The organism is Arthrobacter sp. AB6 (genome assembly GCF_031844545.1).
Taxonomy (GTDB): domain Bacteria; phylum Actinomycetota; class Actinomycetes; order Actinomycetales; family Micrococcaceae; genus Arthrobacter.
Map to the genome: position 1 here is coordinate 56,215 of NZ_JAUZVL010000017.1, position 20,887 is coordinate 77,101.

The following is a 20,887-nucleotide window of genomic DNA, read 5'->3' on the forward strand; positions in this document are numbered from 1 at the left end:
AGGTAGCGCCAAGTGTCGTTTTGGGGCCCTATAACGACACTTAGCGCTACCTAGTTGGGGAGACCCGGGGCCGGACGGTGGGCCAGGATTTCGGCCAGCTCCGCCAGCCTGTGGGCGCGGGCCGATTCCGCCGGGGTGAACGGCTCCCCGGGCCGCGCAAAGGTGATGGGACCGTGCCAGGCCGTGGGAATTTTGATCCGCGTGCCGGCGTCGTGCCTTTCCAGGCGCGCCTCCGCCGGAGAAAGGATCCGTGCCCGCAACAGCTCCGCCACGGCAAGCGGCAGCTCATCCGGCGCGTCCGCGATCCGTGCCGCGAGGCTGAGCGCCTTCGTCTGCCCGTCCGCCATGGCCAGGGCTGTTGTGGGCCAGGCGCGGGACCGGGTGCCGCCGGCCTGCTGCAGCGCCTCGAGCAGCTGGTGTTCATCCACATCACCGGGCGTGGACAGCACAAACTCGTCCAGCACTCCGCCGGCCACCGGATGCACGTGGATGCTCAGGATGTTCGTGTCCAGGCGGGCCAGGGCCTTGGTCACCTTCTGCAGCGCTCCCGGCTCATCCCGCAGGACGGTGCGCGCCCGCCACAGCGCCGGCGCCACAGCCAGCCGCCGCCGGTGCCGCAGGGCCGGAGCATGCAGCCAGCTACGGAGCACCCGGGCCGCGGAGGGCTCCGCCACCCAGATGACAAGGACAGTGGCAGTGACAGTCAACACCATGACCTTGGCCAGGTAGGAAAGTTCGGTGCCCACCACCAGCGCGTGGACCAGGAGCTCAATGGGAAGCATCACCGCCACGTTGGCCAGGGTCAGCCGCGTCCGGGTCGGTTCCGGCATCAGGCCGCAGACCTCGCAACTCAGTTCAGCCTCGGGGGTGGTCCTTGCGCTGGGCTTCATGGTCCAAGGATGGCGCGGCGCTGTTTCGGGGGTATTGCCCGGCTGTTCCGATCTCGCGACGCGTGCCGGGCGTAGGATCCTGGAGGACGTCGTGGGTGCCTTCGTTCCGCTCTTCTCCCTGGTGCTGCTGGGCCGGCTGGACACGCGCCAGCGGAAGGCGCGCTCAGGGCGCAAGCAGCCGCCGGACTGCTGCGGCGATGGCTGCCCGTCCCGCCGGACCGTGAGCAGGTGGAGCATCAAGCCGTCGCCGTAGTCCGCCACGTCCCGGGCCCGGGCGGCCGGTGAGGGACAGCACCAGCCTGGCCAGCTGGTCGGCAAGCTCCGCAACGTTTCCCGGCGGGCCCGACGGAGCGAGGTCCTGGAGCAGCTGGCCGTGGAGCTGCTCCATGCGGTTCAGCACCGCCTCCACCAGGGCCGCGCGGGTCCGGTAGTAGTTGGACGTTGTGCCTTCGGCGAGCTGCGCCGCCGTCGTCAGCGGTCCTGCCGGATGATCACCGGACGGGAGCGGCCGGCTGCGTGGCGTCCTCCCCGGACCCGGTGGTCCCGGGAACGCCGGGGCCAGGCGCGGCGGACGCGGGCGGAAGGGCCGGCAGCCGTTTCTTCCGTGACCCGCCCCGGCTGGAGCGGCCGTACACCAGGTACATGGTCACCCCGGTGATGACCATCAGGAGCACGGTATACACAAAGGTGTTGGCGACGCCGGCCACGCCCTCCGCGCCGTCCGTGTTCGCCTTGATCACCAGGCCCAGCGGCTGGACCAAGGGGTGGGCCAGGAAGATGGCGGTGTCGTAGTCGTCGAGCAGGCTGTTGAAATTCAGTGCCGTGATGGCAGCGGCAGCCGGGAGCACCAGCGGCAGGAGGATCCGCCGGAAGACATACAGCGTCTTGGCGCCCATGATGGCCGCTGCTTCCTCCAGGGAGGAATTCACCGATGCGAAGGACGCTTTGAGCATCCGCAGCGTGAACGGGATTTTGACCGTGACAAAAGCGATCAGCAGGATCACGGTGGTGCCGGTGAGCACCGCCCCGCCCACCAGGGGATTGGGGTGGTCGTAGCTGATGATGAGGCCAAGGGCCAGCAGCGCGGACGGCAGGATCCAGGGGATGTGGAGCAGGTATTCGAAGACCGACGCCACCCAGTTTTTGTACTTCTGCAGCAGCCGGGCCACAAACAGCAGCCCGCCCACGGCAATGATGGCTGCCAGGGCGCTATAGACCACGCTGACGATGAACGGCCGCAGCCCCGACGGCTGGGTGAGGACCCGCTCGTAGTTCTCAAGCGTCAGGCTGCCGAGTGAAAGCTGGCCGGTCTGAATCGCAGCGCCGTCGGCGAACGAGTACAGGACAATCAGCACCACCGGCAGCGTGTAGACGGCGAACAGCAGGTAGGCAACAGCGTGGACAGCCGCGTTGGCCGCCGGGTTGGTGATGTCCTGCTTCTGCAGGGCCGAGGAAACCTTGGACACCGAGAAGTAGGTGCCGCCCTTCTCCAGCCGCGACATCACTGCGAGCATCAGGATCGTGGCCAGCCCAAGGATCACCGCCAGCAGCGCAGCCAGGTCCCTGGAAGTGGGGCTGTTAGTGAAGGTCAGGATCATTGGGGTGATGGTCTGGAAGTCGCGCCCGCCCAGCACCTGCGGAGCGCTCAGGGCGCCCAGCCCGGTGAGGAAGGACAGGATGGTGACTGCGAACAGGGTGGGCTTGAGCATGGGCAGCACGATCCGGCGCAGGATGGTCCAGGTTGAGGCCCCCAGGTTCCGGGCCGCTTCAATGGTCTGGTAGTCGATGCCCTTCAGCGCGTTGGCCACGAACAGCATGTGGTTGGTGGTGGTGGCGAATGTCATTACCACCAGGACTGCGAAGAAGCCAGAGAACCAGCCGGGGTCCATGCCGGGGAACACCTTCACCAGCAGCGAGGTGACGATTCCCTTGTCCCCGTAAATGAACTTGTACCCGGCGGCCAGGACAATGCCGCCGTAGATAAAGGTGGATGCATAGCCGAGGAACAGGATCCTGGAGCCGCGGATCCGGAAGTAGTGAGTCACCAGGACAATGAACACGCCCACCAGGTTCACCGTGACGGACAGGGCCACCGCCAGCAGGAAACTGTTGCCGAGCGCCTTCATGGCCCGCTGGGACGAGAAGAGCTTTTCCGCCGCCCTCCCGGAGAAGCTGCCGTCCGGGAAGAAAGTGGCTATCAGGACGTTGATGTTCGGCCACACCAGGAATGCCGCAATGAACCAGGTTAGGACCACGCCAACCACCAGCACGAAGGGGGAGCGGGCCATGCTGCGGACCGCGGTGCTGCTCATGGCAGGACTGCTGCCGGGTGCTGCTGCCGAAGGGCAGCCCCCGTCGCAGGGTGGTACTGCAGGACGTGCCCGGGCTGGAGGTAGACCGTGGTTTCCGTGCCCGGCTCAGGGTGGGCGCCGCCGTCCTCCTTCACCAGCAACCGGATGTCCGCTCCGTGGCTGCGCACCATATAGCGGCTGTGCAGGCCGTGGTAGGTGCGGGACACCACCGTGCCGGAAAGTCCGACGGCGCCGCCTCCTTCAGCCCCGCGGTCCAGGGACGCTTTTTCCACCCGAAGGTAGGACTTGGCGTCCGTGTTGAGCCCTGCCCCCGCAAGCCGGTTCAGTTCCGCCACGAACTCCGGGGTCAGCGCGGAGCTGTCGCCGATGAAGTTGCAGACAAACTCCGAGGCCGAGTGGTCGTAGATCTCCTGCGGCGTCCCCACCTGTTCCACCACGCCCTTGTTGAACACTGCCACCCGGTCGCTCATGGCCAGGGCCTCGTCCTGGTCGTGGGTGACGTACACCGTGGTGATGCCGAAGTCGCTCTGCAGGTCCTTGAGCTGCTGCCGTAGCTGGTGGCGCAGTTTGGCATCCAGGTTGGACAGCGGCTCGTCCAGCAGGAGGATTTTGGGCCGCAGCACGAGCGCCCGTGCCACGGCAACCCTCTGCTGCTGTCCGCCGGACAGCTCCGCCACATTCTTGGACAACTGCTCATCGCTGAGCTCCACCCGCCGAGCGATGTCCCGGACCAGGCGGTCACTGTCCGCCGGTTTCTCCTTCCTGACCCTGAGTCCGAAGGCGATGTTCTCCCACACGCTCATGCTGGGGAAGAGGGCATAGTTTTGGAACACCATGCCCACCTGCCTCTTGTCGCTGGGAAGGCGGGTAACGTCCTTGCCGTCAACGTGCACCCTGCCGGCGGAAGGCTGGATGAAGCCCGCCAACGTCCGCAGGGCAGTCGTTTTCCCGCAGCCGGACGGCCCCAGGAGGGTGAAAAACTCCCCCGGGCGCACGTGCAGGTCAAGGTCGGGGATGGCGGTGAAATCACCAAAGGAAACTTCGATGTTGTCCAAGCGGATCATGGCAAACCTGTCTGATGAAGCGAAGGTCGGGTTGACGGGGCCGGCTGCGGACCGGTTACGTCATGTACTCGAGCTCGATCTTCTCCACCCAGGCGCCCATGTTCTCCTGCACGAACTCCCAGTCGATGTCCTGCTGCTTGAGGTCCGCGAAGAAGTCCACCACCTCGGGGTTGGCCTGGGCTTCGGCTTCCTTGTTGACTGGCATGGAATTGAACTGCTTTGCGAACTCGCCCTGGACCTCGGAGCTGCCGAACCAGTCGATGAATTTCTTGGCCTGCTCCTCCTTCTTGGTGCCCTTCACCAGGGCGATCTGTTCCACGGCGAGCGGGACGCCCACGGACGGGATCACAGTCTCGACATTCACCTTGAAGGATTTCTCGCGCTCGGCGATGATCGAGGACGGCATCTGGCCCATGTCCACTTCGCCGGACGCGATGCGGGCAAAGAGATCGGTCTTTGCAACCGCCGGGCTGCCGTTCTGGAAGTACTGCTCCACCTGCTTCCAGCCCTCGTCGGAGATGCCAAGGTCGCCGGAATCGTCCCGGTAGCGGCTGAGGATTCCCGCGAAAACGAGCTGCGCGGTGGCGGTGCCCAGTCCGGTTACGCGCTCGTAACGGTCCTTGAACTCCTCCTTGGTCCACAGGTCGGTCCAGTCCTGCGGGGCCTTGTCCTTCGAGATCTTGTCCGAGTTGTAGCCAAGGAGGATTGCCTGCTTTACCAAGGGCCAGTAGGCCTCGCCGTCACCCAGTTCCTTGTCCACTTCGCCGGCCCAGGCCGGTTCGTAGGGCTCCAGGGCGCCTGCGGCCTTGATCTGCGAGAAGTACATGTTGTTCAACCCGAACGCGACGTCGGCAATGGGGTTGTTCTTCTCGGCAATCAGCTTGTTGGTGGCGTCTGCGCCGCCGGCACCGACGATCTCGATCTTGAAGCCTGCTTCAGCGGCCTTGGCAGTCAGCCAGTCCCCGCGGCCCTCGCCGTTGGAGTTCGTGTAGACAACCAGGGTTTCTCCCGCGCCGCCTGCCGGAGCTGGGGAGGACTCCCCTGATGCGGCGGGGGTGGCGGCCCCTCCGCCGCATCCGGCAAGAAGGGTGAGGGCGACGGCGGCGGCAGCCAAGGTCTTCAATTTACGCACGATCTGGACTCATTTCTGGACTGGAATCGGAGCATGTCCGGCAAGCCTAACGCCGGGCATGCGGAATTCACGGCTGTTATGGCTATCGATTCGATAAACAGCCCGGCTGTCCACTCTGGTCCAGGCAGGAGAACGGTCGGAGGCGTGCGTATGAACGGGCGGCAAAAGTTGCCCAAGGCGCCGCGGCAGGCGTCGGCAACGGCGGCCCGACGGCGGAACTCACGCGCCGCCGTCGTCAGCCCCTACTGTGCGTCTCCACTCAGCGTCTCCGTGAGGTGGTGCGTGGGGATCCTGTCCCGGTCGTAGGTGATCTCGGTATAGCCGTGCGGCTCCGGCTTGCCGGATGGGTTGAGGTTCACGAAGACGATTTCCTCGATGGTGAGGATGCTTTGGCGGGTGATCATGTTGCGGACCTCGGCGCGCATGGTCAGCGAGGTCCTGCCGAAGCGCGTGGCGGTCAGCCCCATCTCGATGAGATCGCCCTGCACAGCGGAGCTGACGAAGTTGATTTCAGAGATGTACTTGGTGACGGCGCGGCCGTTGCCGAGCTGGAGGATGGCGTAGATGGCCGCTTCCTCATCGATCCACTTCAGCAGGCTGCCGCCGAACAGCGTCCCGTTCGCGTTGAGGTCCTCGGGCCGGACCCACTTGCGGGTGCGGAAAGTGATGTCTGCTGTTTCCATAGGGCGAGGTTAGCTGAAGGCGGCGCAGGCGCATCCTGTGTGACGTACCCGCACGCCTGGCGGGGGCGGGCTGCCCCCCCCGGTCCCGCGAGCCTAGGCCATGGCGGTATGGGCCGCGCTGCGGGCGTTGATGCTCTTCGCGTAGCAGTAAGAGTGTGCAACCCCGATGTAGGGTCCGAAGTTCGGAACGGCTTCAAACCCCGAGTTTTCGTAGAAGTTCCGCCCGTCCGGCTGAGCCGATCCCGCTTCCGCCTTGATCCGCGTGATTCCCTGCCTGAAGGCTTCCGCCTCAAGGGCTGCCAGGATGGAACTCGCCACACCCGAACCCCGGGTGTACGGAACCACGTACAAACGTTTGATCTCCGCAGTTTCCGCGTCGAGCATCCGCAGGCCGCCGCAGCCCACGGGCTGTCCCGAGCCCTTGTCATACGCAACAAGGAAGACTGCGCAATCGGCGCCCGACGGCGGCGGCCCGGGTTCGTGGTCGGGGGTGCCAAAGCGGGCGTCCAGTTCGGCCTGCTGGGCGCGGCGCAGATCCGCGCCCACGGGGTTGGACCAGGGGACCTGCCTGATGTTAAGCCGCGGGTTGGTCTGCATTGTGCCTCGATTCTCCGAAGGGTTATGCAAACCCAGAGTAGGAGGCGGCCGTTACGCCGTTGTTTCTTCCCGGTTAGCTGCGGGATAACGTGCAGTTTATGCACATCGACAACTCACTTGGCTGCCTAGTTATCAGCTGGACTAGTATGATTCCATGCGCTCTATGGGTAATGAAGGCTCCGGGTATTGGTACGGGCCGGATGGTCAGTTGGACTACAGCGCGGCGGTATTGAAGTCGTTGCGGGACTATCGGACTGCTGAAACGGCGGTGCGCCGGTCCACCCGGGATTCCATGGGAATGGGTGAAACGGATATCCTCGCCCTGCGCTACCTGCTGCGGGTCCAGGCCTCCGGCAAGACGGTGGTTCCCAAGGACATCAGCCACTTCCTGGGCATCACGAGCGCATCCACCACCTCCCTCATTGACAGGCTTGTGGCGAGCGGGCATGTGCGCCGCGAGGCCCATCCCACGGACAGGCGGTCCGTAGTGGTGGTTCCCACCGTCGAATCGGACAAGGAGGTGCGCGTGACGCTCGGTGCCATGCACCGGCAGATGATGTCCGTGGCAGAACGACTGACCGCGGAGGAGGCCCGGGTGGTGGTTAAGTTCCTGGAGCGGATGACCGAGGCGCTGCAGCAGGCGCAACACGAAGAGAAGTAACTAGCCTAGCTAGCTAGATGAGCTAGCAATATGTATGCTTACGATTATTCCCGTAATCCTTACAGCCGGAGTCGTGAGCGTCTTGGTTACCTTTACTGAGCTTTTGCCGTTGGAATCCCTTGCGTGCAGCGCGTCCTTCAACGCTTCGCCTCCGCAGGACGGGGCGGTCAGCAGTCCCGCCGTCCACTGCGGCTCCGCCATGGAACTTGTCACCCCCGCCGTGGGGCCTGCGGCCGTCGGCTACACCTTCGAGCCTGAAAACGGCGGCCCCGTCCACCTGCCCCCCGTGTGGCGGTGCGGGTGCGGTTTCCAGCTGGATGCCTGGATCGAGTCCCCTTATGGCCACGGATCCGAGGACGGGGCAGTTATGCCGGTTCCGGCCCGTCCAGCGGCGCTCTCCGCATGACCGCCCCCGCGCACCTTCGATCAACCCCGGCCGTCAACGCCGCCGCACCTACAGTGGCGGGACGCTACCAGCTCCAGGAGCTTGTTGGCCGTGGCGCGCTCGCGCAGGTTTTCCGCGCGGCGGACCTGGAAGGCGGGGCCGACGTGGCAGTGAAGGTGGCGGTAGGCGCCTCGGCCAAACACTTTGAGCGGATCAGCAACGAAGCCGCCGTCTTGGCGGGCCTGCAGCACCCCTCGATCGTCAGGTTCATCGGCCAGGGCGTGCTGCCCGGGAACTCTGCACTCGCCGGCCGCCCTTTCCTTGTGGAAGAACTTGCACTGGGCCCCAGCCTCTCGGACGCTGCCCGCATCAGCCAGTACCATCCCGACGTGGTTGCCGGCTGGGCGCGGGGCCTCTTTGAGGCGCTGGCCCACCTCCACGGGCAGGGGATGGTGCACCGCGACATCAAGCCCGCCAACCTGATGCTGAGCGGCCTGCGGCGCAGCCCTGTCCGCATCATCGATTTCGGCATCGTGGCGCCTGCCGGCTCCGCTCCTGAACCAGGCGTCTCCTCCGGGACTGTGCACTACATGAGCCCTGAGCAGGCATCGGGAGGACCGGCGCGTGCCTCCTGGGATGTCTACGCCATGGGCCTGGTCCTGCTGGAGCTGCTCACCGGAACCAAGGCGTTTCCCGGCACTGCCATCGAGTCCCTCGTGGCCAGGACCCTTCGCAGTCCGGAGGTGCCGGACTCCCTGGGTTCCGGCTGGTGTTCCTTCCTCCGGTCCCTGACGGCCATGGACAGCGCGGGACGTCCGACGGCGGGGGAGGCGGCGGACATGGCCGCGCGGCTCGTTCCCGTACCCGCCGGCGAAGCAGTCAGCCCCTGCCGCGGGATGGCGGTTTTTCCCGCCCGGCGGATCCGCCAGCTGGCCTAGGCTACGTCCCGGCCAGTGGGGTCCTCCGCGGTTGCGTCGGCGAGGGCAAGTCCGCCCACCGGGCTTCCGTCCCAGTGGATGAGCTTCCACCCGCTGTCCGGATCGCCTTCCAGCGCCACGATTCCGGTATTGGCCAGCACGTGCCGGGCGGCGAATTCGTGGTCCGCGTCCTCCGCCCGGCGTCCCGCCCAGGTGCGGATCGCCGCACCGTGGCTGACCACTGCAGCGGCCTCATGCTGCTGGTCGAGTGCCCGGTCCACGACCCGGCGGATGGCAGCATCGAAGCGGTCAAAGAACGTGTGCCCGTCCGGACCTGCCGGCATCCGGCGGTCCAGGTCCCCGGCGGCCCAGGAGAAGACCGTCCCCATGTAGCGCTTGTAGGCTTCATGGTCCGTCAGTTTCTCGAGGGAGCCGGCTTCGATTTCGTGCAGGCCTTCCAGCACCTCGACATCCAGGCTGTGCAGCCGGCCCAGCGGCGCGGCCGTGATCTGGGTCCTGATCAGCGTGGACGCGTACAGGGCGCCGATGGGCTCGTTCGCCAGCGAGCGGGCCATGGCCTCGGCCTGCCGTTCGCCGAGTTCCGTGAGGCCGGGGCCAGGATGCGCCGTATCGAGTTGGCCAAGCACGTTACCGGGAGTCTGTCCGTGGCGGATGAGCAGCAGTTTCATGCTTTCAGTTTCGCACTCCCCTATCCCCTGAACGACGCCCGAAAGCCCGGATGACCCGCAAGAAAGGCGCCGGGCCTTGGGAGCCCGGCGCCGTCGTCGTACTTTTACTTGAGGTGGTCCACCAGCTGGTCGGCGATGCCGGTGTACTTTCCGGGGGTCAGGGCGAGCAGCCTGGCCTCGGCCTCCGGTGACAGGCCAAGGCTTTGCACGAATTCCTGCATGCGGGCCGCGTCCACCCGCTGGCCCCGGGTGAGGTCCTTGAGCCGCTCGTAGGGGTTCTCCATGCCTTCGACGCCGGCAATCGCCTCAGCACGCATCACCATCTGGATGGCTTCCCCCAGCACTTCCCAGTTGGTGTCCAGGTCGCCCGCCAGAACGTCTTCCGCAACGTCCAGGCGCTCCAGGCCCTTGGCCACGTTGGAGATGGCCAGCAGGGAGTGGCCGAACGCCACGCCGATGTTGCGCTGGCTGGAGGAGTCGGTGAGGTCCCGCTGCCAGCGGGAGGTGACCAGCGTGGCGCCCAGGGTGTCCAGGAGGCCATTGGAGATCTCCAGGTTGGCTTCCGCGTTCTCGAAGCGGATCGGGTTCACCTTGTGCGGCATCGTGGAAGAGCCCGTGGCGCCGGCCACCGGGATCTGCGCGAAGTAGCCGATGGAAATGTAGCTCCAAATGTCCGTGCAGACGTTGTGCAGGATCCGGTTGAAGCGGGCGACGTCGGCGTAGAGCTCGGCCTGCCAGTCGTGGCTTTCGATCTGGGTGGTCAGCGGGTTCCAGGTAAGGCCCAGGCCCTCGACGAAGGATTTGGAGACCTGCTGCCAGTCGGCGCCCGGGACGGAAGCGACGTGGGCGGCGTAGGTGCCGGTGGCACCGTTGATCTTGCCCAGGTATTCGGTCCGGGCAATGCGGTCCAGCTGGCGGTTCAGGCGGTGCGCGATGACGGCGAGTTCCTTGCCCAGGGTTGTGGGCGTGGCGGGCTGGCCGTGGGTGCGGGACAGCATGGGGACGGCGCGGTTGTCCTCGGCCATCGTGCTGATCTGTGCCACCAGGGCCTGTGCCGCGGGCAGCCACACGTCCTCCACAGCGCCCTTGATGCCCAGGGCGTAGGACAGGTTGTTGATGTCCTCGGAGGTGCAGCCGAAGTGGACCATGGCCGTCAGGTTTTCGATCCCGATGGCGGGCAGGCGCCGGCCGATGTAGTACTCCACGGCCTTGACGTCGTGGACCGTGACGGCCTCGATGTCAGCAAGCTCGGCCACGGAGGAGGCGTCGAATTCCGTGACGATCGCACGCAGCTGATCCTCCTGCTCCGGGGCGAGCGGGCCGGCGCCGGGAAGGACGTTGTTGCTGGTCAGGTGGATGAGCCATTCAACTTCCACCGCCACCCGGTCCCGGTTGAGGGCCGCCTCCGAAAGGTAGTCCACCAAGGGTGCGACAGCCGACTGGTAGCGGCCATCCAGCGGGCCGAGCGCAATTTTTTCCGGGGACGCGGCGAGTGCCAGGCGTCCTGAGGGCGTACGGGTGTCAGCTGTGGCGGCAGTTTCAGGCATGTGCTGATTCTTTCATGAAGTCCGGCACCCCCTTAAGCGGCCGCTGTCCGCGTTACTTGTCCACATAGCCGGCGACGGCTCTTCAGTCCGGAGCGGCCGCTCCGTAGCGTCCGGAGTGGAAAGGCAGTTCCCGGATAGGGCCGGGGAGTTTTCGGATGCAACAGGCAAAGGTGTGGTGGAAGGGCAATGGGCAGAGACTTGGCGGGCGCTGACCTGCAGGCCGGCATGATCCGTGTTTCCCAGGTGGACCAGTTGGCCGATCGCTTGGCGGTCTGCCTGGTCCGGGCAGAGGAAGTCCTGGCCGGATTCAGGGACATCCAGTTGCTGCAATGGGAGTCGCCGGCCGGCCGAGTATACCGGGATTCCGTGTCATTGCAGGCTGTCGCCCTTCGCCGTTCCCTTGAATCCTTGACTGAGGCAAAGGCAGCTGTGGCCAGGCACAGCCAGGAGACCTTGGCGGCGGCCTGCTCCTACAGCGGCAGGCCCTGATGGCCGAGGCCACGCCTTCGGGCAGCGGCGGGCCCATCCGGGTCTCCGGCCCAGCGGACCATGGCACCCTGGCGATCCGGGGAGGCGTGGGCGGTATCAGCTTCCAGCTCGAGGAGCTTACGGGCGGCGCCGAAAAACTGGATGACCTGGCAGGCAGGCTTGCCGGGATCGAGGTTGAGGTCCGCCGCGTCTGGGAGGACCTCGCTCCATTCCAGGATCTGCCCCGGTGGACGGGAACCATGGCCCTGAATGCGGTGGGTGGGGCTGGGCGGAGCGTCCAGGTGGTCCGGACCGAACTGCAGAGCATCAGCAGCCAGGTCCGGGCCTGCAATCACGACTACGAAATGGCGGAGCGGCTGGCAGGCGCTGCCCGCGGTCTTGGAGTTCCAAACGTCGAAGGAGAGCTGCAACGCCACGCGGACTTCTGGCGGACAGGGTTTCTCAGCCGAAGCGCCACCGAGAACGTCATCGGCAATGCCGCCTTTGTCTCCCCCTTCCTCAAGGCGCTGGCGGATGTCGTGATTCCAGCACTAAAGCCTCGCCCGTTGGCAGTCACCAGGGAGGAAAGTATTCCGATTGTCCTGGACCCTTCTCCGTCAGGCCTGCTGGAACGTGTCCGGGTAATTGATGAACGCGGAGCCGGCTATATCGAGGTCATCGAAGTTGATGGCGGCGGGCGTAGAGCCTATGTGGTGGTGATCCCGGGGACCCAGCTGCGTGACGCTGCGGGGGGCGCAAATCCCTTTGACCTGGACGGCATAGTCGAAGGCGTGGGAGACAGCTCGGAAAGTGTCAACAAGGCTGTTCGGGAAGCCCTTGAAGCAGCCGGCGCCAGGAAGGGTGACCCTATAGTGGGCGTCGGTTACAGCCAAGGGGGCATCCACGCGATGAACCTGGCAGCAAGCGGCGCCTTCCTGGAGGAATACGACCTCAGGTACGTCCTGACCGCGGGATCGCCCGTCGCCCACATTGCATCAAAGCCGGACGTCAGCAGCCTCCACCTTGAGCACCGGACGGACTGGGTCCCCGGGGCCGACGGCGCACCAAACCCGGACGCCAGAAACCGGGTCACGGTCACCATGACCAATGACTTGTACGTTCAGACGGGGGAGGATGTAGGCATAGGTCCGGGCCATCAGCTAAGCAGCTACCAAAACGGTGCCCGGCTCGTGGCACAAAGCCGCGACCCTTCGCTGGTGGAGTCCACCGCGGCGCTGGGCGCCATACTCGGGACGGGAGGCACCGCTACGGCCACGCGGTTTTCCCTGTCGAGGACAAGGGCCCCCGCACCTGCCGCGGCCTCCGCTGATTGGCACAAACCGGGACGTGGTTATGCAGGACGCTAGGCCCGGGCGAGGCCGGACAGCGAAGTGCCCGCTTACCGGCGGACGCCCACAAGCCGGCCGGCCACCAGCGAGATCAGGGTGATGATGATGGCCGCGAGCACTGCCGTCCAGAAAAACGAATCAATGGTGAAGTGGACCGGCGTGAAGCTGCTGATCCACGACGTCACATACAGCATCGCGGCGCTGATGACGATGGTGAAGAGGCCCAGCGTCAGGATGGTGATTGGGAGGGACAGGAAGCTCACTAAGGGGCGGATGAACGCATTGACTAATCCGAAGATCAGGCCGATGAACAGGTACGCCAGGATGGTTCCCGCCACGTCCGTTCCCTCTGCCACGCCGGTCTTGGCTACTGCGTCCGTTGTAGCAGATGTGGTGATATCCAGGCCGGGAAGAACCCAGCTGGCAATCCACAATGCCAATGCGTTGATGAGGACCCGGCCAATGAATGAACGCATGGTCCTATGCTGTCACAGCGCCAGCGTGGGCGCGGCACCCACAAACGAAAACGCCCGGTGGTGCGGATGTCCACACAACCGGGCTTTCGTGGTGGCCCATGCCGAGTGGTCCTTTTTAGCGCACCAGGCCGTTCGGCTTCCGTGCCACCGAAACGTCGGCGACGATTGGCAGATGGTCGGATGCGGCGCTGCTGATGACCTCTGCGGAACGGGGCCGGATATCACCGTGGCCGAGGATGTAGTCGATCCTACGGTCAGGATTCTCCACGGGCATCGTGTAGGCCTGGTCCTGGCCGAGCGCAGCAAAAACGTCCGTGAAGCGTGTCATGAGCTGCTGCATCTCGGTGGAGGCCGGAACGGCGTTCAGGTCACCCACGAGCAACGAGGGCCGGTCGGATTCGGAGGTGATACCCAGGATTTCCTTGACCTGCAGTTGGCGCTGCTCGCTGCGGCGGTGGTCCAGGTGCGTGTTGTAAAAACCGATGTGGTTGCCCTCCACATTGATGACTGTTTCCAGCAGGCCCCTTTGCTCTGTCGGCTTCTCTGCATACTGGATGTTGGTCAGCAGGTGGTTCTGCGAACTGAGAATGGGGTATTTGCTGAGGACAGCCGTACCGTACTGCCGCCGGTCAGTACGTCCCGGCTCCGGATCGAGGTCCAGGTTCGCTGCGTATGCATAGTGCATGTCGAGACGCTCCGCCAGCCACGCCGCCTGGTCCTGGTAATTGCTGCGCGCGGACCAGTGCCTGTCCACTTCCTGGAGGCCGACGATCTGCGCTCCAGTGGATTCGATCTCCCTGGCAATCCGATCCAGGTCGAGCACGTCATCGCCGCTGGCACCATGGTGGATGTTGTAGGACATGACCCGGAGATCGCTCAGCCCGGTCGTTTTCACCTCCTCCTCCTCGGCGGCAATGGCAGGTGCGCCGGCACTGAGTACGCCGGCGACGGCCAGGGCGGCCGCGGAGAGCGTTGCGGCAAGCTTTCGCTTCATTTGAGGTTGTCTTTCTGCTTGGTCCTCGTGGGATCCCGAGCCCATCAGTGGCGGGTGACGCAGTGGTTAAGGGACGGTGAACCCAGCAGTGCCCGCAGGTGGGTGCCGCGAAGTAGGCTGGTCTGCATGACGTCATCTGAGACAGTGACGGGCGGTGTCCAGCCCCGTCCGGTGGTGGCCCGGCTACCCCGCTACGCCGCCGGAAAGCCCCCCGCGGTCGTTGACGGGCTGGCCAGCTACAAGCTGTCCTCGAACGAGAATCCGCTGCCCCCGCTTCCCGCAGTCCTGGATGCCATTGCGCACCAGGCCGACTTCAACCGTTATCCGGACCCGCTCAGCAGCAGGCTCCGCGGCGAGCTGTCCGCGTTCCTGGGCGTCCCTTCGGACGACATCGTCACGGGTGCGGGCAGCCTTGGCGCCCTGAACCAGCTCCTGGCCACTTTCGTGGGACGGAACGACGACGGCACGCCGGATGAAGTGATCTACGCCTGGCGGTCCTTTGAGGCGTACCCCATCAGTGTGGGCCTCTCCGGCGCTGAAGGCGTGCGCATCCCCGTCACCGCCGACGGCCGGCACGACCTCCCCGCGATGGCCGCCGCCGTGACGCCCCGGACCAAAATGGTCCTCCTCTGCACACCCAATAATCCAACCGGCCCAGCCCTTCGCGCAGCGGAAACCGAGGAATTCATCCGGCTCGTCCCACCTCACGTGGTGGTAGTAATTGACGAGGCCTACCAGGAGTTCGTGCGGGACGACGAAGCGGTGGATGGAATCGACATGTACCGCAGGTACCCCAACGTGGTGGTGCTCCGGACCTTCTCCAAGGCGCACGGGCTGGCCGGGCTACGGGTAGGCTACAGCGTGTCCAGCCCCGCGCTGACGCAGCACCTCAGGGTGGCCGCAACCCCCTTCGCCGTGTCGCAGATCGCTGAAAAGGCCGCAATTGTTTCGCTGCAGAACTTCCCCCAGGTTGTAGAAAGGGTACAAAGCCTGGTTGATGAGCGGGAGCGGGTCACTGCAGGACTCCGAAGCTTGGGGTGGGCCGTTCCCGATGCCCAGGGGAACTTTGTCTGGCTGAAACTGGGCGCCCACAGCGCCGAGTTCGCCGAGGCGGCCGGGGCAAAGGCGCTGTCCGTCCGCGCATTCCCGGGCGAAGGTGTCAGGGTGAGCATCGGTGAGGCCGAGGCGAACTCCCGGTTCCTCCAGCTGTGTGCGAACTATACAAACGCGCCACAGGGTTCCTAGCGCTTAACAAGTAGCTCTGCGGCTACCTACTGAAGATAAAGTTAGGATCAGTACAGCAATATATATGCCTCAAATGGAATCTATTCCTTTTGAGGCATATATCCCAGCGACATTGCACTGCATCCGCATGCGGCAAGCGAGGAGACGGTATGGGCACACATCTGCCTTCCACCGAGTTCGACGAAACAGCGGTAGACGACCAGCGCGAGGCTGATGCCGAGGCCGTCATGGGCGAGCCCCCGGCGCAGATGGTCCAGCTACTGGGCCCGGACGGAAAGCTTGGTTTGGACCCCGTCTTCACCGAGTACGCGCAGAAGATCACCCCTGAAGTCCTGCGCGGCCTCTATGCGGACATGGCGGCAATCCGCCGGTTTGACGTCGAGGCAACGGCACTGCAGCGCCAGGGGCAGCTGGCCCTCTGGGTCCCGCTGACCGGCCAGGAAGCTGCGCAGATCGGCTCCGGCAGGGCCAGCCAGCCGCAGGACTACATCTTCCCCACCTACCGCGAACACGGCGTGGCCCTGACCCGCAACGTGGACCTGGCCGAGCTCCTCCGGCAGTTCCGCGGAGTGTCAAACGGCGGCTGGAACCCGAAAGACACCAACTTCCACCTCTACACACTGGTCCTCGCAGCCCAGACGCTCCACGCCGTGGGCTACGCCATGGGGATCCAGCGCGACCAGAAGCTGGCAGCAGCAACGGGAGCCACCGGTGCAGGGGAGGACGCTGCCGTGATCGCCTACTTCGGCGACGGCGCCAGCTCCGAGGGCGACGTCCACGAGTCCATGGTTTTCGCTTCCTCGTACAACGCCCCGGTGGTGTTCTTCTGCCAGAACAACCACTGGGCCATTTCGGTGCCCACCAACGTCCAGACCCGTGTCCCCCTGTCCAACCGCGCCAAGGGGTACGGCTTCCCGGGCATCCGCGTGGACGGCAACGACGTGATAGCCGTCCATGCCGTCACGGAATGGGCTTTGGAGCACGCGCGCCAAGGCAAAGGCCCGGTCCTGATCGAGGCCTTCACCTACCGGGTGGGCGCGCACACCACCGCCGATGACCCCACCAAGTACCGCCAGTCGTCGGAAGAAGACGCCTGGCGGGCCAAGGACCCCCTGGCGCGCGTGGAGAAATACCTCCGCTCGGAAGGCCTGGCCGACGACGCCTTCTTCGCGAAGGTAAAGGCCGACGGCGATGAGCTTGCCGCCTACGTCCGGCGCACCACCCACGACCTCGAGACACCTGACATCCGCTCTGCCTTCGCCAATACCTACGCCGAAGCCCACCCCCTGGTGGCGGAGGAGCTTGCATGGTTTGAGGACTACAGCGCGGGGTTCGCGGCCGGTGAGCCTGGCGAAGAAACGGCGCAGGCAGCAGCAAAGGCAGGCCTCTGATGACCACCATGACTATTGCCAAGGCCATCAACGAAGGCCTCCGCGCAACCCTCACGCAAAACCCCAAATCACTGCTGATGGGTGAAGACATCGGGCCCCTGGGCGGGGTCTACAGGGTGACCGACGGACTGATCGGCGAGTTCGGCCCGGACCGCGTGGTGGATACCCCACTGGCCGAATCCGGGATCATCGGCACCGCCATCGGCCTGGCCCTGAGCGGGTACAGCCCCGTCTGCGAGATCCAGTTCGACGGGTTCGTCTTCCCCGGTTTCAACCAGATCACCACCCAGCTGGCCAAGATGCACGCCCGCAGCAACGGCAACCTCACGGTCCCGGTGGTCATCCGCATCCCGTACGGCGGCGGAATCGGTTCGGTTGAGCACCACTCGGAGTCCCCGGAGGCACTGTTCGCGCACACTGCAGGCCTGCGCATCATCACGCCGTCCAATGCGCATGACGCGTACTGGATGGTCCAGCAGGCCGTGGAGTGCCAGGATCCCGTCATCATTTTCGAGCCCAAGCGCCGGTACTGGCTCAAGGGCGAGGTGGACGTGCAGGCGCCGGGCCGGGCGGGCGATCCCTTCAAGGCCCACGTCCTCCGCAGCGGCACGGACGCAACTGTGGTTGCGTACGGCCCGCTGGTCCCGGTTGCCCTTGCCGCCGCCAACGCAGCGGAGGAGGACGGCCACAGCGTGGAGGTAATCGACCTCCGGTCCATCTCGCCGCTGGACTTCGATACCGTCACGGCCTCGGTGCAGAAGACCGGACGGCTGATCGTGGCACATGAGGCACCCACGTTCGGCGGCATCGGCGGTGAGATCGCGGCCAGGATCAGCGAGCGTGCCTTCCATTCACTGGAGGCCCCTGTGATCCGCGTCGGCGGATTCCACATGCCCTATCCGGTTGCCAAGGTGGAGGAAGACTACCTTCCGGACATTGACCGCATCCTGGAGGCGCTGGACCGCGCCCTCTCCTACTGAGGCTTTCCAACCGAGGACACCATGACTCTCAACAAGTTCAACCTGCCCGACGTCGGCGAGGGACTCACCGAGGCCGAAATCGTCTCCTGGAAGGTCAAGCCGGGCGACGCCGTCGCCATCAACGACGTCCTCTGCGAAATCGAAACGGCCAAGTCCCTCGTGGAATTGCCCTCCCCTTTTGCGGGAACCGTCACTGAACTGCTGGTCCCTGAAGGCGTGACCATCGACGTCGGCACCGCCATCATCAGCGTCAGCGATGATGTTGCCGGGGACCCGACCCCCGCGGATACCCGCGCCCCGGAGATGCCCGTGCAGCCGCTGTACGGCAAGCTTCCTGCCGGGGACGGGGCAGCGTCCGACGCCGGCACGCAGGACAGTGCCCTGGCCGGCGGTCCACTGGTGGGTTCGGGGCCCAAGGCCGACGCCGTGAAGCGCAGGCCGCGGAAGGCGTCGCCGGCTGCCGCCTTTACGGCGAACGCCCCCGAGGTTGAGCCTGTGCAGCCGCATTCGACGGCGGAAATCCAGGATGCGGCGGCGCCCGGCACCAGCCAGGACGCCGCCGCCGACAACCGCCCCACCCTGGGAGGCACCATCACAGGCCTCGTCAACCGCGTGCTGGCGAAGCCTCCGGTCCGCAAGATCGCCCGGGACCTGGGCATTGACCTGGCGGACGTGGTGGCAACCGGATCACGCGGCGAGGTCACGCGGGAGGACCTGGTCAGCTACCAGGCCCAGCGGGACGCGGAACTGGACAAGGCGGACGGGTTCTGGGGGAAGGCCGGCAAGCCGCAGGACCAGAGGATCGAACGGATTCCCGTCAAGGGCGTCCGGAAAGCCACGGCGAAGGCCATGGTGGATTCCGCGTTTGCGGCGCCGCACGTCAGTATTTTCGTCGACGTTGATGCCAGCCGCACCATGGAATTCGTCAAGCGGCTCAAGGCGTCCCGGGATTTTGAGGGCATCAAAGTCTCGCCGCTGCTTATCCTTGCCAAGGCCGTGATCTGGGCGGCAGCGCGGAACCCCAGCGTCAATGCCACGTGGGTGGACAACGCGGACGGAGCCGGCGGCGCCGAGATCCAGGTAAAGCACTACATGAACCTGGGCATTGCGGCGGCCACACCCCGCGGGCTAATGGTGCCGAACATCAAGAACGCCCAGGACCTGTCCCTGAAGGAACTGGCGCTTGCGCTCAACAACCTGGCCGTCACCGCCAGGGCCGGCAAAACCCAGCCCGCCGAGATGCAGGGCGGCACGCTCACCATCACCAACATCGGTGCCCTCGGGATTGATACCGGCACTCCCATCATCAATCCGGGCGAGGTTGCCATCGTTGCCTTCGGAACCATCAAGCAGAAGCCCTGGGTCCTGGACGGGGAAGTGATCCCGCGCTGGATCACGACGCTTGGCGGATCATTCGACCACCGCGTGGTTGACGGCGATCTCTCCGCCCGCTTTATGGCCGACGTCGCCGCCATCCTGGAGGAACCGGCGCTCCTCCTGGACTAGGACAGCACTGTGGCCGCCAACAGCAGCCGCGCCATCCGGCTGAAAAACCGGGTCGCGAGATGGCTGACGGAGGTGTTCCAGCCACCCGTGGTGGTGGGCATCCAGTTGCTGATCAGCCCCATGACGCAGCCGGGGTTCCCCGGAACCATTGGCTACGGAGCGCTGGCCGCCCTGTTTGTCTGTGTGCTCCCGCTGTTCCTGCTGCTCCTGCTTGTACGGATGGGGAAGGTGACGGACCACCACGTCAGCGACCGCCGGCAGCGTGCGCCTGTGCTGCTGATGGCGCTGGCCTGCATCCTGGCCGGGCTCCTGGTGCTGGACGCCGCGGGGGCGCCGCAAAGCGTGGTGGCAATGGTCCTTGCCGTGGTGGCGGGGGTGGTGGTGCTGGCGGCCGTTAGCCCGTTCTGGAAGATCAGCGGGCACGCGGCGGCGATGTCCTCTTCAGCCGTGATCGCCGTGCTCATGCTTGGGCCGGCGTGGCTTCCGCTACTGCTCCTGGTGCCCGCCGTGGGCTGGTCCCGTGTGGTGCTGCGCGCGCATTCCCGTGCACAGGTAATAGCCGGCTCGCTCTTTGGCGGCGTGGTGATGGGCGGGATCTGGTGGGCCCTCAAGGGCTGGATGGTGCCTTAGCCAAGCAACCCGGCAGGAGGTGGGTTCGCTCCTTAGTAGGAGGTGTACGCGGCGAATATTTCGAAAGCGGCAGGGTCTGCCGTGGTACCAAGAACCACTGCTGCACCCGTCATGAGTAAAGCCATGGCCGCTGCCATGCCGGCCCAGGCCGTAAGGAGCTTCCAGTCCTCCCGCAATACGCTGCCCACGGTCTCGGGATGCCTCAGGCCGGGAGCGATGAGGTTCGGCGCGCTGTCCACGCTGCCGTCGTCCAGCAAGGCAACTACCCGGTCATTGCTGCGGTCAACCCGCATGGAGCAGATGTGGTTGCCGTGGCGGGCCAGGAGGATGTCGTGGCCTGCGAGATGGCGGCGCTGGAGGGTAATCATCGGGGCCCCTTGATGGTGGTGGTAGTGGGTGTCCGCACCGTTGGGGGCTTATCCAATTTTATCGTCGGGGCAGCGCCGGAAGGGCGCTTTCGGGCGTGAGAACGGACACCATGCAGGGGCGTGGCTCCCGCATGGTGTCCGCGGAGCCTTGCTAGTCGGCGTCGTACGTGTTGGCGATGTATACGTCGCAGGGGGCGTTGTGGGCAACGCTGTTGGCTACGCTGCCAAGCACGCGGCCAATACCGTGCATCCTGCGGTTTCCCACCACGATGATCCGGGCTTCCATCCGCAGGGCCTCCTTGATGAGGGCGTCGGCCGGCCTGCCGCGGGCGGCGGAGTACGTCACCTTGATGTCCCTGCCCAGCGATTCTGCGACTGTCCGTGCCACGTGCTCGGCGGCATCGGCGTCGGACACGATCCACCGGTCACTGCCGCTGCCGAACACCTCGGTCTTGTCGCTGTCGAAGGCGGACACCACATGGAGGGAGGCTCCGAGGGCCGCGGCGAGGTCCCGCGCCGCTTCGGCTGCCTTCTTTGCCGTCCCGCTGCCGTCCACCCCTACAACGATGATTCCGCTCATGTGTGCTCCTTTGCTTGGTTTCA

At 65.4% G+C, this 20,887-nt stretch carries 23 protein-coding genes; 10 read left to right on the top strand and 13 right to left on the bottom strand.

The window, feature by feature from the left end; translation table 11 throughout:
- Positions 1-50 precede the first annotated feature (50 nt).
- The 7 genes from Q9R30_RS13735 to Q9R30_RS13765 all read right to left on the bottom strand — a co-directional run bounded on the left by Q9R30_RS13735 (position 51) and on the right by Q9R30_RS13765 (position 6,678).
- Positions 51-890, bottom strand: a complete 840-nt coding sequence (locus tag Q9R30_RS13735; protein ID WP_104999461.1) for an ACT domain-containing protein — start codon at positions 888-890, stop codon at positions 51-53.
- A gap of 163 nt (positions 891-1,053) precedes the next feature.
- Complete coding sequence (locus tag Q9R30_RS13740) at positions 1,054-1,278, bottom strand: hypothetical protein (protein WP_311217883.1); 225 nt, start codon at positions 1,276-1,278, stop codon at positions 1,054-1,056.
- A 103-nt stretch (positions 1,279-1,381) separates the two neighbouring features.
- Positions 1,382-3,202, bottom strand: coding sequence for an iron ABC transporter permease (locus Q9R30_RS13745; RefSeq protein ID WP_311217884.1), 1,821 nt, complete (start codon positions 3,200-3,202; stop codon positions 1,382-1,384).
- Positions 3,199-4,266 carry an ABC transporter ATP-binding protein gene (locus Q9R30_RS13750; RefSeq protein ID WP_311217885.1) on the bottom strand — a complete coding sequence of 356 codons (1,068 nt, stop codon included), beginning with the start codon at positions 4,264-4,266 and terminating at the stop codon, positions 3,199-3,201. Before Q9R30_RS13750 ends, Q9R30_RS13745 begins: the two co-directional genes overlap by 4 nt.
- A gap of 55 nt (positions 4,267-4,321) precedes the next feature.
- The gene (locus Q9R30_RS13755) at positions 4,322-5,398 is read right to left on the bottom strand and encodes an extracellular solute-binding protein (RefSeq protein WP_311217886.1); all 1,077 of its coding nucleotides are present in this window, start codon (positions 5,396-5,398) and stop codon (positions 4,322-4,324) included.
- Between the two features lie 242 nt (positions 5,399-5,640).
- Entirely contained in the window at positions 5,641-6,081 is a 441-nt protein-coding gene (locus Q9R30_RS13760) for an acyl-CoA thioesterase (RefSeq protein WP_104999457.1), read from the bottom strand.
- A 93-nt stretch (positions 6,082-6,174) separates the two neighbouring features.
- On the bottom strand, positions 6,175-6,678 hold the full coding sequence (locus tag Q9R30_RS13765; protein WP_104999456.1) for a GNAT family N-acetyltransferase: 504 nt from the start codon (positions 6,676-6,678) through the stop codon (positions 6,175-6,177).
- Positions 6,679-6,832: 154 nt separating this feature from the next.
- Here Q9R30_RS13765 and Q9R30_RS13770 point away from each other — a divergent pair, with 154 nt between their 5' ends.
- From Q9R30_RS13770 to Q9R30_RS13780, 3 genes are all read left to right on the top strand, one after another.
- Positions 6,833-7,339 carry a MarR family transcriptional regulator gene (locus tag Q9R30_RS13770; RefSeq protein ID WP_311217887.1) on the top strand — a complete coding sequence of 169 codons (507 nt, stop codon included), beginning with the start codon at positions 6,833-6,835 and terminating at the stop codon, positions 7,337-7,339.
- A gap of 73 nt (positions 7,340-7,412) precedes the next feature.
- The gene (locus tag Q9R30_RS13775; protein ID WP_104999454.1) at positions 7,413-7,745 is read left to right on the top strand and encodes a hypothetical protein; all 333 of its coding nucleotides are present in this window, start codon (positions 7,413-7,415) and stop codon (positions 7,743-7,745) included.
- Positions 7,742-8,662, top strand: coding sequence for a serine/threonine-protein kinase (locus Q9R30_RS13780; protein WP_104999453.1), 921 nt, complete (start codon positions 7,742-7,744; stop codon positions 8,660-8,662). Before Q9R30_RS13775 ends, Q9R30_RS13780 begins: the two co-directional genes overlap by 4 nt.
- On the opposite strand, the gene Q9R30_RS13785 is transcribed toward Q9R30_RS13780, so the two are convergent.
- Positions 8,659-9,330, bottom strand: coding sequence for a histidine phosphatase family protein (locus tag Q9R30_RS13785; RefSeq protein WP_104999452.1), 672 nt, complete (start codon positions 9,328-9,330; stop codon positions 8,659-8,661). The genes Q9R30_RS13780 and Q9R30_RS13785 overlap by 4 nt on opposite strands.
- A gap of 104 nt (positions 9,331-9,434) precedes the next feature.
- Positions 9,435-10,877 (bottom strand): adenylosuccinate lyase, encoded by a 1,443-nt coding sequence (gene purB, locus Q9R30_RS13790; RefSeq protein ID WP_104999451.1) that lies wholly within the window; start codon positions 10,875-10,877, stop codon positions 9,435-9,437.
- 186 nt (positions 10,878-11,063) lie between these two features.
- Here purB and Q9R30_RS13795 point away from each other — a divergent pair, with 186 nt between their 5' ends.
- Entirely contained in the window at positions 11,064-11,366 is a 303-nt protein-coding gene (locus Q9R30_RS13795) for a hypothetical protein (RefSeq protein WP_311217888.1), read from the top strand.
- Complete coding sequence (locus Q9R30_RS13800; protein ID WP_311217889.1) at positions 11,366-12,712, top strand: hypothetical protein; 1,347 nt, start codon at positions 11,366-11,368, stop codon at positions 12,710-12,712. The genes Q9R30_RS13795 and Q9R30_RS13800 overlap by 1 nt, the downstream gene beginning before the upstream one ends.
- Positions 12,713-12,744: 32 nt before the next feature.
- Here Q9R30_RS13800 and Q9R30_RS13805 read toward each other — a convergent pair whose 3' ends face one another.
- Both Q9R30_RS13805 and Q9R30_RS13810 read right to left on the bottom strand, forming a co-directional pair.
- Complete coding sequence (locus Q9R30_RS13805; RefSeq protein ID WP_104999448.1) at positions 12,745-13,170, bottom strand: phage holin family protein; 426 nt, start codon at positions 13,168-13,170, stop codon at positions 12,745-12,747.
- A 115-nt stretch (positions 13,171-13,285) separates the two neighbouring features.
- The gene (locus Q9R30_RS13810) at positions 13,286-14,164 is read right to left on the bottom strand and encodes an endonuclease/exonuclease/phosphatase family protein (RefSeq protein ID WP_104999447.1); all 879 of its coding nucleotides are present in this window, start codon (positions 14,162-14,164) and stop codon (positions 13,286-13,288) included.
- Between the two features lie 126 nt (positions 14,165-14,290).
- On the opposite strand from Q9R30_RS13810, the gene Q9R30_RS13815 reads away from it, so the two are divergent.
- From Q9R30_RS13815 to Q9R30_RS13835, 5 genes are all read left to right on the top strand, one after another.
- The gene (locus Q9R30_RS13815; protein ID WP_311217890.1) at positions 14,291-15,409 is read left to right on the top strand and encodes a histidinol-phosphate transaminase; all 1,119 of its coding nucleotides are present in this window, start codon (positions 14,291-14,293) and stop codon (positions 15,407-15,409) included.
- Between the two features lie 149 nt (positions 15,410-15,558).
- Positions 15,559-16,800, top strand: a complete 1,242-nt coding sequence (gene pdhA / locus Q9R30_RS13820; RefSeq protein ID WP_311217891.1) for a pyruvate dehydrogenase (acetyl-transferring) E1 component subunit alpha — start codon at positions 15,559-15,561, stop codon at positions 16,798-16,800.
- Positions 16,800-17,780 (top strand): alpha-ketoacid dehydrogenase subunit beta, encoded by a 981-nt coding sequence (locus tag Q9R30_RS13825; protein WP_311217892.1) that lies wholly within the window; start codon positions 16,800-16,802, stop codon positions 17,778-17,780. The genes pdhA and Q9R30_RS13825 overlap by 1 nt, the downstream gene beginning before the upstream one ends.
- Positions 17,781-17,801: 21 nt before the next feature.
- A complete protein-coding gene (locus Q9R30_RS13830; RefSeq protein WP_104999443.1) occupies positions 17,802-19,286 on the top strand; it encodes a dihydrolipoamide acetyltransferase family protein in 1,485 nt (494 codons plus the stop codon).
- A gap of 9 nt (positions 19,287-19,295) precedes the next feature.
- Positions 19,296-19,916: a phosphatase PAP2 family protein gene (locus Q9R30_RS13835; RefSeq protein WP_104999442.1), complete on the top strand. Its 621-nt coding sequence runs from the start codon at positions 19,296-19,298 to the stop codon at positions 19,914-19,916.
- 32 nt (positions 19,917-19,948) lie between these two features.
- Here Q9R30_RS13835 and Q9R30_RS13840 read toward each other — a convergent pair whose 3' ends face one another.
- Both Q9R30_RS13840 and Q9R30_RS13845 read right to left on the bottom strand, forming a co-directional pair.
- Positions 19,949-20,284, bottom strand: coding sequence for a hypothetical protein (locus Q9R30_RS13840; protein ID WP_104999441.1), 336 nt, complete (start codon positions 20,282-20,284; stop codon positions 19,949-19,951).
- A 151-nt stretch (positions 20,285-20,435) separates the two neighbouring features.
- On the bottom strand, positions 20,436-20,864 hold the full coding sequence (locus tag Q9R30_RS13845) for a universal stress protein (protein ID WP_104999440.1): 429 nt from the start codon (positions 20,862-20,864) through the stop codon (positions 20,436-20,438).
- Between the last annotated feature and the right edge of the window lie 23 nt (positions 20,865-20,887).

What these genes read in the sequence shown, in the direction of transcription:
- Q9R30_RS13815 (WP_311217890.1), top strand. Translation starts at nt 14,291, where the DNA reads ATGACGTCATCTGAGACAGTGACGGGCGGTGTCCAGCCCCGTCCGGTG.
- Q9R30_RS13810 (WP_104999447.1), bottom strand. Translation starts at nt 14,164, where the DNA reads ATGAAGCGAAAGCTTGCCGCAACGCTCTCCGCGGCCGCCCTGGCCGTC.
- Q9R30_RS13735 (WP_104999461.1), bottom strand. Translation starts at nt 890, where the DNA reads ATGAAGCCCAGCGCAAGGACCACCCCCGAGGCTGAACTGAGTTGCGAG.
- Q9R30_RS13785 (WP_104999452.1), bottom strand. Translation starts at nt 9,330, where the DNA reads ATGAAACTGCTGCTCATCCGCCACGGACAGACTCCCGGTAACGTGCTT.
- pdhA (WP_311217891.1), top strand. Translation starts at nt 15,559, where the DNA reads ATGGGCACACATCTGCCTTCCACCGAGTTCGACGAAACAGCGGTAGAC.
- Q9R30_RS13840 (WP_104999441.1), bottom strand. Translation starts at nt 20,284, where the DNA reads ATGATTACCCTCCAGCGCCGCCATCTCGCAGGCCACGACATCCTCCTG.
- Q9R30_RS13845 (WP_104999440.1), bottom strand. Translation starts at nt 20,864, where the DNA reads ATGAGCGGAATCATCGTTGTAGGGGTGGACGGCAGCGGGACGGCAAAG.
- Q9R30_RS13830 (WP_104999443.1), top strand. Translation starts at nt 17,802, where the DNA reads ATGACTCTCAACAAGTTCAACCTGCCCGACGTCGGCGAGGGACTCACC.
- Q9R30_RS13770 (WP_311217887.1), top strand. Translation starts at nt 6,833, where the DNA reads ATGCGCTCTATGGGTAATGAAGGCTCCGGGTATTGGTACGGGCCGGAT.
- Q9R30_RS13780 (WP_104999453.1), top strand. Translation starts at nt 7,742, where the DNA reads ATGACCGCCCCCGCGCACCTTCGATCAACCCCGGCCGTCAACGCCGCC.
- Q9R30_RS13795 (WP_311217888.1), top strand. Translation starts at nt 11,064, where the DNA reads ATGGGCAGAGACTTGGCGGGCGCTGACCTGCAGGCCGGCATGATCCGT.
- Q9R30_RS13800 (WP_311217889.1), top strand. Translation starts at nt 11,366, where the DNA reads ATGGCCGAGGCCACGCCTTCGGGCAGCGGCGGGCCCATCCGGGTCTCC.
- Q9R30_RS13750 (WP_311217885.1), bottom strand. Translation starts at nt 4,266, where the DNA reads ATGATCCGCTTGGACAACATCGAAGTTTCCTTTGGTGATTTCACCGCC.
- Q9R30_RS13760 (WP_104999457.1), bottom strand. Translation starts at nt 6,081, where the DNA reads ATGGAAACAGCAGACATCACTTTCCGCACCCGCAAGTGGGTCCGGCCC.
- purB (WP_104999451.1), bottom strand. Translation starts at nt 10,877, where the DNA reads ATGCCTGAAACTGCCGCCACAGCTGACACCCGTACGCCCTCAGGACGC.
- Q9R30_RS13825 (WP_311217892.1), top strand. Translation starts at nt 16,800, where the DNA reads ATGACCACCATGACTATTGCCAAGGCCATCAACGAAGGCCTCCGCGCA.
- Q9R30_RS13765 (WP_104999456.1), bottom strand. Translation starts at nt 6,678, where the DNA reads ATGCAGACCAACCCGCGGCTTAACATCAGGCAGGTCCCCTGGTCCAAC.
- Q9R30_RS13740 (WP_311217883.1), bottom strand. Translation starts at nt 1,278, where the DNA reads ATGGAGCAGCTCCACGGCCAGCTGCTCCAGGACCTCGCTCCGTCGGGC.
- Q9R30_RS13745 (WP_311217884.1), bottom strand. Translation starts at nt 3,202, where the DNA reads ATGAGCAGCACCGCGGTCCGCAGCATGGCCCGCTCCCCCTTCGTGCTG.
- Q9R30_RS13805 (WP_104999448.1), bottom strand. Translation starts at nt 13,170, where the DNA reads ATGCGTTCATTCATTGGCCGGGTCCTCATCAACGCATTGGCATTGTGG.